Below are 11,852 nucleotides of genomic sequence, written 5' to 3' on the forward strand. Positions count from 1 at the left end.
CAGGCTAAACTATCAAAAGCAAGGTGTTTGTAACTTAGCAGAAAACGCCCGAAAACTACGATGAAAACACCGAAACGAATAGGCTTATTTTCCTTTGTTTGCAGGGAGGAAATCATGGGGACCTACGAGCGCGAGCAGCAGCACATCAAACAGGGAATTGCCCAGCGAGGCCAAGCAGCACTCGACTATTTTGCGGAGCTGGATGCCGAGCTTTCTGAAGAGGCATCCTGCCTTACGCATCGCCCGGATTACAGCAAAACGCTCTTCGCACCTGAGCACGATGACATCTACCGGGAATTCTGTTCTTACCTCGACCTACCCAAGCCTCGCTTCTTCGACAAAGTTGAAAGCCCTCTCGTGATCGAAGGGCTCACGGCAGCCGATGTCTACTTTGCTATGAAGTCGAAGAATCCGCGAATTGTTTCGATAGACGGAGCGGCTGTATACAACATGCTCGTCAAGCTTCGTACGCAACCCGAAATCACCAAGCGGGTGCTGAGTTTCACTCCCACGTGCTACAAATGCGGATAGCAGGCTCTACGCAGGATCAGCCGTATTCAAACGAATAGCGCATTTTTGCAGCTCGTCAACCATGTGCATGTCTACCGCTCCATCGCACGCGAGCCCCTGATCAATCTGCGCGTCAATCAAAAAGCAGGCTCGAACGAAATCTTCGTTCTGCTGGCTAAGCATCCCCAAGCGACGCGCGACCTCGAATCCCTTTTCAAGATCGGTCGATTTCGCAACTCGCCAAAGATGCAGCGTCACCAAGCGCACCGACCCTTGAAAACGTCTTTCAACAGGAACTTCCACCGCGCGACCTCCTTGTATTGCCCTCAGCAATGATGCGTCTCGTCATACAAGTCGCCTATACCGACTATAATGGAGCAAGCAAAAAGTCCAACCCCGATCGAACAAATAACCCCAGACCAGCATGCAAAAACCGCATCTTCAACAACCCATTGTCGAACAGATACGAACGGAGCGCCCGCATGTCCGATGAAGCACTCGATGCAGCCCTCGCCGAATACGCCGACGTCGAAAAACGCTACGTGCAAACCCTTGAGAAAAAGGGGTTGATATTCGCTCCAAAATACGCTGACGCCGATCTTTGCGCCCAACTTCGCACACGCCTGATTGCACGAGGAGTTGCTTCGCGCAATAGCGGGGCAAGTCTCAGCGTGGGGCATCTTTCGTCGGCCTGCGTGGAATGCACCGGCAACCGCGGATCGGAAACGTTTTCCACTACGTTCAAGTGCCACCGAGATTGCTATTTTTGCTTCAACCACAACCAACCCGAATACGAAACGTTCTTTCGCGAAGGCTGTCCCTGGAAGGAAACCCTCGAACGATCGGCAAGCGAGAACCAAACTCTTGCTTGCGTGGGTCTAACCGGAGGCGAGCCTCTACTCGATCTGGAAAACGCGATCGACTTTTTACAACATGCAGAAAGAACGTGGCCAAACGCACACAAACGCATGTACACCTCAGGGGATCTGCTGACCGAAGAGAGCGCTGCGAGATTGTGCGCGGCCGGATTGGATGAAATCCGATTCAGCGTAAAGGACGACGATACTCCCGATCAGCAAAAGCAAGTTATTGCAGCTATGCGCGTCGCCAAGCGCCACATTCCCTCGGTCATGGTGGAAATGCCGGTGATTCCCGGTTCCGAGCAACATATGCACAAGTTGTTCCGCGCATTCCAAGAGGTCGGCATCGATGGCATCAACCTTTTGGAATTCTGCTTCCCCTTCTGCAACTGGGACGAATTCAGCAAGCGAGGATTCATGCTGAAGAACCCTCCATTCGAGGTCATGTACGACTACGATTATTCGGGCGGCTTGGCCGTCGCCGGTAGTGAAGCACTTGCCCTTTCGCTTATGGAGTGGGCACTTGACGAGGGAATATCGTTTGGAATGCACTACTGCTCCCTTGAAAACAAGCACCGCAGCGAGCTTCGACAAAAAAACGAACGAGCTGCCAACGCTCATCCGTGCGTAGTATTCGACAACGACGATTTCTTTTTGAAAACGGCAAAAGTGTTTGGAAAGGATGTGCCTCCGGTACGCGCAGCGCTTCAAGAAGCAGGCTGCACCGACTTCATGGAAGACCCGGCCGAACAATCCCTTGCATTCCCTCCGCGCTTTCTCGATACAGCGCGCAGCATCATGGCAAATAACGGGAAGTCCGTCCGCATCATGACATGTTACTTGGTGTGCGAGAGCAATGACTCGGAAAGCTACCTGATTGACGTGGCTTTGCGCGAAGCATAGTGCCACAAAGCTTGCACGGCATCCAAGCGAACTTCAAAGAAACGCCCCGGACGTCCGGGGCGTTTCTTATTCACGCATGCGCGGTCAGGCGTACAGAAACTACGCAACCTTCCAAGGAGCGCCCGCCGGATTCAATTTGCGACGAAGAGAAAGTTCTTCAGCAAAAAGAATGCAGTAGCGCATACCCTTAAGTGTCACGTACAAGCACGCGATCTCATGCTTGCCACCATGGTTGAACACGTCGTACGTCAGGTACTTACGATCAAGCATATCCTGGTATATAGGATTGCCTTTAAGCTTGCTCAAAAGCATGTTCGTAGACTCGCGCCCCAGTTCGTCCTGCTTCAGGCAGATGTTGTACAGGATGTTCTCCTGCTCCTCCGTCAGTCGACCCAGTTCTTCGACTTCTCGCTTGATCTCGTCTTCAGTTGCCATAAGAGCCTTGCCTCCTTGCGCGGTCCGGTGTTCGCTTTTTCGGCGCTTCCCATAGTTTTCAATACGATGCCCGTAAAGCTCTTTCCCCCTGAAAAGCGCTACGGACAACGTAGTGCTCCCCATTTCAAGAAAGGACTCGCCCCGAGAAACAAGCGAGCCCTTTCTCTTCACTTCAGCAAAAGCACATCGCTTAAGCTTATTCCGCCGGCTTGATGTCCTTGAAGCTGCCGCCAAGACCAAGTTCGCCAGCACCTTCGTTACCAGTAGCCTTCGTGGAGGTGTAACCGCCCCAAGCGCGGGCAATGTACTTGCCCTTCACGAAGAAGATCTGCGCCTTCATCAGCTCGGCCTTGGTAATGCCGCACTCAGCCATAGCTTCATCTTGGCTCTTGCCCTCAGCCAGCAGAGCGTTCAGCTTCTCTGCGCCCTCGGGTGCGTCAAGTGCCAAAAATTCGTCACGAGTCATTTCGCCCTCCTTGTCAGTCTTCAACACGATACCGTGGTCACCGGCTACGCAACCGATGGCCACGGTAATCCTACCTAGAGCGCAAGCTTAGAGCTGGAACAGCACCATCGGGCGGTCGAACTCAGCCATCTTGGCCTGCATCTCCTCAAGCGTACCGTAGTACATGGAAGCAGACTCTTCTACCTGCACAGCCATCGGGCGCTGGCCGGCCTTATCGCCGCCCGTTCCCCAATGCTCGGAGAAGATGGACGTCGGGCACGGGATGTAGAACCATTCCCAAGCGTCGCCGTCATTGCCCTCGCCCTTCTTGAACGGACCAACTTCGACTTCCTTGATGCCGAACTGATCGAGAGGAAGGCCGAGCTCTTCCTTGCAGGCAATCTCAGCGGCATGATTGCCAGAGAAATAGGTGTAATCAACGAGCAAAGCGTATTTCTGATCTGCCATTGGTGTCACTTCCTTTCTTGTTAGTCCTGGTCAAGGCTACGGACGCGACGAACGTTGCACATGACGCCCTTGTAAGGAGCACCGAAGCCAAGCTTACCAACATTGAAGTGCGGAACCAGACTGTTGAAGTTGGACTTCCAAACGCCGAACAGGTTGGGCTCTTCGCCATCCTGCTCGGGGAACCACCAGCCATGAGCGCAGTTCAGGATACCGGGCTTGATGACCGGAGTAACCTCGGCCTTGAAGCGAGCCTCGCCGAACATGTTGTAAACCTCGCACCAGTCGCCATCGGTGATGCCGTATTCCTCGGCGGTCTGCGGGTTGAGCTGCACCCACGGCCACGGATCGATCTGACGCAAAGACGGCACGTGACGATGCTCGGAGTGGAACGAGCTGTAACGACGAGAGCCAGACGTAGAAATCAGCGGATACTGACCGGCAAACTCAGGCTTGCTGATCGGGCTGTAGTTCGGCTCTTCGTAGTACGGCAGCGGGTCCTCGCCCCAGGATTCGTACAGAATCGAGTAGGCTTCGATCTGGCCGGTAATGGTGTTGAAGCCGGGCTCGCCGTCGAAGCGGAGCAGACCCTTCTCGTACTTCTCGTACTCGAAGCCATGAGCGCCGGGCTGATACAGGCCAAGCTCCTGGAAGGTCTTCCAGTCGAAGCCAAGCTCCTTCAGCTGATCGCTGTAGAAGTCCTCGACAGCCGTTGCCAGAGCATCGAGGTCGAGGGACTTGCCGTCAGCAGGCTTGTACCACGGCCACCAGCTCGGGTTGAGGCGCTGACCAAACATGAGGCAGATCTCGACGTCGGACTTGCACTCGCCAACCTGCAGAGCCTTGTTCATGGGGCCCATGAACACGGTGTTGCGGCCATAGTGCGTCAGAACGATGCCGTTGTGCTCGGCCCACGTTGCCATCGGCAAGAAGTAGTCGCCCACGGCCATAGCCGTCGGGGTCATGGTGAGGTCCTGAACGACCACGAACTCGAGCTTTTGCAGAGCCTTATGCCAACGCTTCGGCTGAGCGGAGCAGGTCGGAGTCAGGAAATTGGAGCTGTTGAACCAACCCATCTTCAGAGCATAGGGCTCGTCGGATTCCATGGTGTTCAGCGTCTCGTCGGGCTGCGTGGTAGCCATGCCGGTGGACAGACCCGGCCATGCAGCAGCACCGATGCGCTTCTCCCACACAGAGTCTTCCATAGCGCCACGCTGCTCCATACGCCACTTGCCAAGCAGAGCAGACGGAGGACCAAGCGTCAGGCCACCGGGGCGGTCGATCGAGCCAGCCAGAGCGGCAAGAATGATGAACGCCTGGGACAGCTGCACGCCGTTCTTGTTCTGATCGAACGCCAGACCCCATGCCCAACCGACAGGACGCTCGGTACCGATAATGTGCGCAACGCGCTTGATATCCTCGGCGGGAACCGTGGTGATCTCGGCAACCTTGTCGACGGGGTACTCAGCAGCACGCTCTTTGATCTCGTCCAAGCCGTAGATCCACTTCTCAGCGAACTCGTGATCGTACTCGTCGTTCTCGAACATGAGGTTCATGATGGCCAAAGCAAGAGCGGTGTCCGTCTGAGGACGAACCTGCAGGTTGATGTTGCCGTCATGAGCGCCCACCCACGTGATACGGGGGTCGATGGAGATAATCTTGGTGCCAAGCTTCATGAGGTCGACCAGGCAGTGGCCGAAGAAGCCGTCGCCGTTGGACGGAAGAGGTTCTTTACCCCAAACAACAATGTACTTCGGCACTTCGTAACGCGGATCCTGGTAGCTGCCAGGCAGATGGCCGGCATAGTCGAGCTCGGGATAGCCAGCACCCAAAACGTAGTCGGAAATGGAGCAGCGCGGACCGTAGCAGGACCAACCGGACTGCGTGTAGCAGCAGTTGGGCGACTGCAGAACGGAGAAGGTCAGCGCATAGTAGAAGATGCAGGCCTCGCGACCAGTACCGCCGAAGCACACGATCGACTCGGGACCATACGTCTCCTGGAAATAACGAACCTTCTCGCAAATGGTATCCAGAGCCTCGTCCCACGTGGTCTGAACCCACTTGTCCTTGCCGCGATCGGCATAATCGCGCTTCATCGGGTGGATGATACGCGACGGAGCGTACGTGTACTCGCGAAGAGCAAGGTTCATTGCGTTCACGCGACCGGTGGTGATGGGGTTGTCGTCATCGCCCTCGATGCGGATCAGCTCGCCGTCCTTGGTAACAACCTTGACGCCGTACCCTACGGGATGGCTTCCCGGAGGCGACCACGTATTGCTACGGGTTACAACCGTCCCATCCTCCATTACGGTTTGCCACTGTTTACCGTATGCCATGTTTTCCTTCTTTCTGAGCTCGTCACTCGCATACTGAAGAAACTTTTTCCGCCTTGCGGCGAGAAAACCAAAACATAAGCTACTCGGCGATCACCCCCTCCCCGGGCTTTCAAATCTGAAGGATGCCCATCCCCAACGGGCATCGCCAAGTACTGTTCGCCTTAAGCGGTGGGAGGCTTGGGGGCACCGGGAGCCGCGGGAGGCTTGGGGGCACCGGGAGCCTTGGGGGCACCAGGGGCACCAGGGGCTGCAGGGGCTGCAGGGGCGCCTGCACCGGGAAGCGGCTTTTCGCCATTGATGTACGGCGTGAAATCGCACTTGCAGAACGGGCACTTTTTCAAAGTAACGCCCGCCATCATCTGGATGGTCTTACCGCACTCGGGGCACTTGTTCATCCCGTCGCCGCCGGACGCATCTGCTGGTCTAAAACACATAAGGGAAGCCTCCGTTCCTCATTTGATCGGCAACCGCAGCAACGTGCCGTCGCCGACCACTCCAACGTATGTCATGCACGATGCAAAACGGGGATTTCGCCACCGTGCCAATGACTTGCCAATACCGGCTTCGGCCATTGCAAGCACCAACGTATCCGGTGATTTCAGAATAGGTAGTTCCGCAAATTGCATATCGAATCACAAGGACAATTTTGGTGTGAATACCATCGGTCCGAGAGGTTGATTTTCGTTTGAGACAAGTACGATATGACTCTGTTTCACCTGATAATAAGCCATTTTTTACATTTCTTGCTTTTGGTGGTCGACGCGCGAACGGGCTTAGGTACGCTATAATCGCGGCAGACCCAAACACCCCTGAGGAGGCCCTGGTGAAAAAGAACAATCGAGTCTATCTGCCCGCGGACGCACTGGCCCGTCACGAGGATTTCGACGTCTGGTACGAAGACGGGGACACGTTTCTCAGCTTCAAGGGAGATTGGTCCAGCGAACGCGACAAAGTGACCATATTTGGACGAATGGGCGGCGAGATGGGGCGTATCAAGCCGGACGCGCAAACGCTTACGTACTATTTGCAACTTGAGCGATGGGAGTATGCGTTCCATACCTTGCGAGTGTTCAAGGACTATTACATAGAGGGCCTGCGCTGGCTGGTCAAAGGAAGCCTATCCAACCCCCCTTTCCACTTCACCAACGAAGACACCTCGAAGCAGGAAGGCCACGTCCGCCTAGTCGACTTCAAAAACCGTGGGGCATGCTACGAAATCAAAACGAGCGACGTCGCCAAGCTGCGCATAGCGACGGCAGCCATCGTGGCCATGGGCATCAAGGAAGAATACAAAGGAAAGAGCGAAAGCTTGAAAGACCCCAATGCGTCGAAAGCCCAGAAGCTCAAGCGATGGATGTTTGAAGGGCGAGGCCTTACCTACGAACAGCTACAAGAGCTCGAGAAGGCCCCTGAGGAAGCTAAGAGCCTCGCTGAAGACGCCAAGTAGGCACACAAGACCACCAACGCCAAGCAAACCGGGAGAGACCCGGACAGCTGTCCGGAAGCACTGATCAAGCCGAGCAAAAAAGAAGCCCTCGCTCCTTCATCGAAGGGCGAGGGCTTCTTGCGTAACAAAACACGTTGCGAAGCCACACGTCGGACGGCTAAGCCGTCAAGGGGAGACGGTCGCGTCGCGAAAGATCCATGCTACTTCTTCTTGTTCTTAGCCAGCTGAGCGCCACCGAACACGAAGAAGTACAGGAAGGGAAGAAGCAGGCCGACAGCCATGAGAGGCAGTGCGTACGGCTGCTTGGACCATCCGGGAACCACCAGGGGGCAAACGATGCACAGCACAGCCAAAATAGCAACGATTACCAGCATAACGCCGAAGCGCATCATACCGTCGCTCTCGGAGTTGCCAAGCTTGTCTTCCTCTTCCGCCAACGCATCCATAGACTTGCCAGCTGTTTCCTTAACGAACAAAACCGTGCAGATGAAGCCCAGGGCAAACGGGACAATAAGCACGAGAACCACCGTCGACCAGTTTGTATTGCCGGCAGCAGTCTGGAACATGGCCATACCGGCAATACCGCCGAGAACGATGGAGGACGCCGAACCGCCGAAGCGGGCGAATGCCTGGCACCAAGAAGTACCAGTATTGCGGATGGCGGTGGGATAGCTCTCGGGCATCAACGGCTGAACAGCGGTGATGGCATAGTTGAGCGCAAAACCGAACAGCAGCATAAGCGCGATGCACAAACCCATATTGTTCGGAGCAACGAAGATGGAGCACAAAATGATAGCGACGATGCAGAACAGCCACGACCCAGCGAGGTTGCGCTTACGGCCAACCTTGTCAGAAACGAAACCAACGGCGATGTTCGAAGCAATAGCCGCCACGTTGTTCCACGTCTGAAGGGCAACGCTGTCGGCCTGCGAATAGCCAAGACCCACGAACCAAGTGGGAATCCAGGCGTTCATGCCGTACACGCAGAACTGGCCGACGAAGTAAGCAGACCAGATAGCGCAGGTTGCCACGATGAACTTGCTCGAGAACAGAACCGAAGGGCCAGTCTTGGCAGGCTTCGGAGGAACGATCAGCAAAGCGGGATCGTAAGTGTGAGAAGAGTGACGCGTTGCCTGCTCGATCTGGGTCAGGCGCTCGCATGCCTTCTCCTTGTTACCCGAGTTAGCGTACCAGTGCGGAGTCTCGTGCATGGTAAAGATGAGAATGATGCCGTAGATCAGAGGGATGCCGCCGATCAGGTAGCAGATACGCCAGTTGGCGTACATGGTAGCCGTACCGCCATCAGCCAGAGCATAGGTCACCTGGTTGGTGAATTCGCCCAAAAGCGGCGTAGCTGCGTTGCAGATAGGATTGGCAATCAAACCAGCCAAAACCCAGCCGACGACCATGAAGGCCATACCGAACGTAACAAAGATACCGCGTTGCTTGGACGGCATGCTCTCGGAGAACACCGTGGTCACAACGGGAATGCAGGAACCAACGCCAAATCCGGCGATCAGGCGGAACGCGGCGAAGAACGCCAGATCATTCGCAAATGCCTGAGGCAAGGTGAACAGCCCGTAAAACATAACGGCGGCAATCAACGTCTTCTTGCGACCAATCTTATCGGACATAATACCGCCGACAGCGCCGCCGATAACCATGCCGAGCAAGCCCCACGTGGTTAGAGACCCCATAAGTGCTCCGGGAGCCGCATCTTCCGGCCAGAATGTATGAGCAACGAACAGGTTGGTCGAATTGACGATCATGAAGTCATAACCATCGAAGATCATAGCAAAGGCGAGCAGCACGAACACGACCCACGTGTGCAAACTGATGCCGATGGAGTCTATGACTTCTGAGATGGTAAATTCTTTTTTATCCATCAAAACCCCCTCTGAAGGAAAGTAAACACTGTTGCAATTCGGCCATATCGGCCAAATTGCAAAAATTAAGTTCACCCTCTACGCGATAGCAAGACGGCAGCAGCGCATTGATGGGAAACTACAGACGCTTCAGTATTCGCAAATTATTGAGGCTTCCGCAGTTTTGAGTTCCGCCCCGTATCGGCCCTCGAATCACCCATAAGAATACGCAGCAGCCGGAAGAAACGACCGCGCACGTCCCCCTTTCCACGATTCTCCTTCGGATAGCCAAGCTGAAAGAGCGCAGCCTGGCCAACCCCCTATCAATCCTTGTCAAAAGAAACCGACGCCGCAAATACTAGGCATCGAAGGATGCAGAGCATCGAATCATGGGGGCAATTTTCAAATGGACCCTATCGTTCCGAGAGGTTGATTTTTATCATTCTTCAATCTCACCACCCCATATAACCCCAGATGGCGCTTGTAGACCTAATATTCTGCATTTGAACGACGATCTGTTTTCGTTTATATTGAACCCACCGATGATTGAGCCGCGAAACATCTGAGGGCGTGACCCATTTCCCCTATCCAACGCATCGGGAAACACCGCATGCGCCTACGCGCAAATGGAGAAGGAAACGGGCCGATTCAAAAACAACTCTGGGGGATACGGGGAGAGTCTCATGGCTTTGTCTTTTCCGCGCGTCAGCATTACGGTTAACGACGACCGAGGCCTAGGTACTCAAGGCGAGCTAAGCGGCTTATCGCTAGGATTAGGCATCCACCAAGCATGGGTGTATTCCGCCATGTTTGGGACTACTACGATTTTTCAAACAGGGGGAGGCACCGCCCAAAACGGCGACTCCATCCCCTCGGTTACGTTTGTGTTCCTGATATCCATCATCGTGTTTGCCGCAACGCTTTTCACCGCTGCGGCAACGGACCAAAAATTCCTTCGCACATACACGCGAAAGCAGACCATGATCGTTGCAGCGGCGCTTACCTTTATCGGAACGCTCTCCGTGTTCGCAGCTTTCGCTCCCGGAATAATCGGCATAGCGGCAACAGCGTTCGCTGGAGTTGCAACCGGGATCGGATCCGCGTTCATGCTCATCTTTTGGGGTGTCGCCTACTCGCGCGACAGCTCGGCGTCTATCGTCGTGAACACGGCGGTGTCCACCGTTATCGCCGTTGCCATATACTCTCTCGTCCTGCACATCGTTCCCGCACCGTACTCCGGAGCGCTTACCGCCTGCCTGCCTTTATTGGAGCTCCCGCTGCTCTGGCAACTTACACCCGAAAGCTATGCCATCCGGCATGCCGTTCCAATATTCAACCCACTACCCGTCAAGAAGGTTCCGTTTTCCCTGCGCCTCAGTTTTCCTGTACTCCTGTTTGGATTCGCGCTGGGCGCCTTGCGATCCGTTTCCACGCAAATCATCTTGCCATCATCCGATCTCACAACGCAGTTGTTAGCGCTATTCGCCGGAGGGGCGGCTACGATTCTGCTTCTTATAACCGTATTCTCGATTGATAAAAGAAGTCATTGGGATTTCCTTTTCAGGCCCATCGTTCCCTTCATTGCCGTCACTCTGTTCTTTTTACCATCGCTCGCTCTGGATAACAGCATGGTGCCCCCGCTTGTCCTGCTGACAGGCTACATGTGCTTCGAATCGCTCATGTGGGTGTTTTTCGGAGAGTTGGCTCAGGAGTTTCGCTTGTCCCCTATTTTCGTGTTCGGAGTCGGACGCGGATGCCTAGCTTTGGGATCTCTTGTAGGATCTCTTCTAGTCGCAGACCCTCACCTCCTAGACGCGCTCACGCCGTTTGGAGAAAACAGCGGCGCCGTCGTCGTCATGTTCACCATGGTGCTAGCGTACGCGTTGCTCCCGCGCGTACGCGATATCAAGCATGCCATTGGCCCCACGAACGCCTCTTTCAGCAAAGCCATCGCATCCATGAATCTTCAGAACGAACAAGCGCACATCGAAAACCAGAGCGAGAAAACAAGCAACAAGGCCGCTGAAACCAGCCCAATCCTCGACAGCGCAAAGAGCAAATCAGAGAACCCCCCTTCCATCGCTTCTGGAGATCCCCGGAGAAAAGCCGGATCGCAAAAAGCGGCAGCCGACGTATTGCCGCTTGACGAAGGGTCTCGCAAAAGCGGCTGGTTCCGCGGTCAGTGCGAGGAGATAGCCAATCGCTACCTGCTCTCTCGACGCGAAACGGAAGTCATGTTCATGCTGGCAAAAGGATACAACGCTGCCTATATCCAGGATCAGCTGTACATCTCCAAGAGCACGGCGAAAACGCACATCTCGCATATCTACCGAAAGCTGAACATCCACAACCAGCAGGAGCTGCTCGCCATGATCGGGGAAGGCCGGGAGCCGCGCGAGTAGGCGTTACTTCGCGCATTATCGCTAGAGGGCGCACGTCGAACTGCAACCCCAGCCGCCGTCCAGGCCGTCCCGCCGCGCCGCCCAAGCCGACGATTCTGCCGCCCTCCCGCATCGGGAATATAATGACGATTGCGTAAAACATAAGGCGGGCTTCCTGCGTTTATGGCAAGATGGAGCATTGCAT

At 55.0% G+C, this 11,852-nt stretch carries 11 protein-coding genes; 4 read left to right on the plus strand and 7 right to left on the minus strand.

Features of this window, described 5'->3' with window-relative positions; translation table 11 throughout:
• The first annotated feature begins 114 nt into the window (after positions 1-114).
• Positions 115-531, plus strand: a complete 417-nt coding sequence (locus LG373_RS09225; RefSeq protein ID WP_114566730.1) for a hypothetical protein — start codon at positions 115-117, stop codon at positions 529-531.
• A 6-nt stretch (positions 532-537) separates the two neighbouring features.
• Here the strand turns inward: LG373_RS09225 and LG373_RS09230 are convergent, their stop codons facing one another.
• Complete coding sequence (locus tag LG373_RS09230) at positions 538-813, minus strand: hypothetical protein (protein WP_216529306.1); 276 nt, start codon at positions 811-813, stop codon at positions 538-540.
• A 179-nt stretch (positions 814-992) separates the two neighbouring features.
• Here LG373_RS09230 and LG373_RS09235 point away from each other — a divergent pair, with 179 nt between their 5' ends.
• Positions 993-2,273 carry a radical SAM protein gene (locus tag LG373_RS09235; RefSeq protein ID WP_225749635.1) on the plus strand — a complete coding sequence of 427 codons (1,281 nt, stop codon included), beginning with the start codon at positions 993-995 and terminating at the stop codon, positions 2,271-2,273.
• A gap of 99 nt (positions 2,274-2,372) precedes the next feature.
• Here the strand turns inward: LG373_RS09235 and LG373_RS09240 are convergent, their stop codons facing one another.
• The 5 genes from LG373_RS09240 to LG373_RS09260 all read right to left on the minus strand — a co-directional run bounded on the left by LG373_RS09240 (position 2,373) and on the right by LG373_RS09260 (position 6,388).
• Positions 2,373-2,708 (minus strand): hypothetical protein, encoded by a 336-nt coding sequence (locus tag LG373_RS09240; RefSeq protein WP_114566733.1) that lies wholly within the window; start codon positions 2,706-2,708, stop codon positions 2,373-2,375.
• Positions 2,709-2,904: 196 nt separating this feature from the next.
• The gene (locus tag LG373_RS09245) at positions 2,905-3,174 is read right to left on the minus strand and encodes a hypothetical protein (RefSeq protein ID WP_114566734.1); all 270 of its coding nucleotides are present in this window, start codon (positions 3,172-3,174) and stop codon (positions 2,905-2,907) included.
• Positions 3,175-3,261: 87 nt separating this feature from the next.
• Positions 3,262-3,621 carry an oxidoreductase gene (locus tag LG373_RS09250; RefSeq protein WP_114566735.1) on the minus strand — a complete coding sequence of 120 codons (360 nt, stop codon included), beginning with the start codon at positions 3,619-3,621 and terminating at the stop codon, positions 3,262-3,264.
• Between the two features lie 20 nt (positions 3,622-3,641).
• On the minus strand, positions 3,642-5,954 hold the full coding sequence (locus tag LG373_RS09255; RefSeq protein ID WP_216529304.1) for a molybdopterin-dependent oxidoreductase: 2,313 nt from the start codon (positions 5,952-5,954) through the stop codon (positions 3,642-3,644).
• Positions 5,955-6,115: 161 nt separating this feature from the next.
• Complete coding sequence (locus LG373_RS09260) at positions 6,116-6,388, minus strand: hypothetical protein (RefSeq protein ID WP_225749636.1); 273 nt, start codon at positions 6,386-6,388, stop codon at positions 6,116-6,118.
• A gap of 389 nt (positions 6,389-6,777) precedes the next feature.
• On the opposite strand from LG373_RS09260, the gene LG373_RS09265 reads away from it, so the two are divergent.
• Positions 6,778-7,401: a hypothetical protein gene (locus tag LG373_RS09265; protein WP_216529303.1), complete on the plus strand. Its 624-nt coding sequence runs from the start codon at positions 6,778-6,780 to the stop codon at positions 7,399-7,401.
• 200 nt (positions 7,402-7,601) lie between these two features.
• On the opposite strand, the gene LG373_RS09270 is transcribed toward LG373_RS09265, so the two are convergent.
• On the minus strand, positions 7,602-9,287 hold the full coding sequence (locus LG373_RS09270; protein ID WP_216529302.1) for an MFS transporter: 1,686 nt from the start codon (positions 9,285-9,287) through the stop codon (positions 7,602-7,604).
• A 785-nt stretch (positions 9,288-10,072) separates the two neighbouring features.
• Here LG373_RS09270 and LG373_RS09275 point away from each other — a divergent pair.
• Positions 10,073-11,668, plus strand: a complete 1,596-nt coding sequence (locus LG373_RS09275) for a response regulator transcription factor (protein ID WP_225749637.1) — start codon at positions 10,073-10,075, stop codon at positions 11,666-11,668.
• Positions 11,669-11,852 lie beyond the last annotated feature (184 nt).

Source organism: Paraeggerthella sp. Marseille-Q4926, assembly GCF_916618935.1.
GTDB lineage: Bacteria > Actinomycetota > Coriobacteriia > Coriobacteriales > Eggerthellaceae > Paraeggerthella > Paraeggerthella hominis.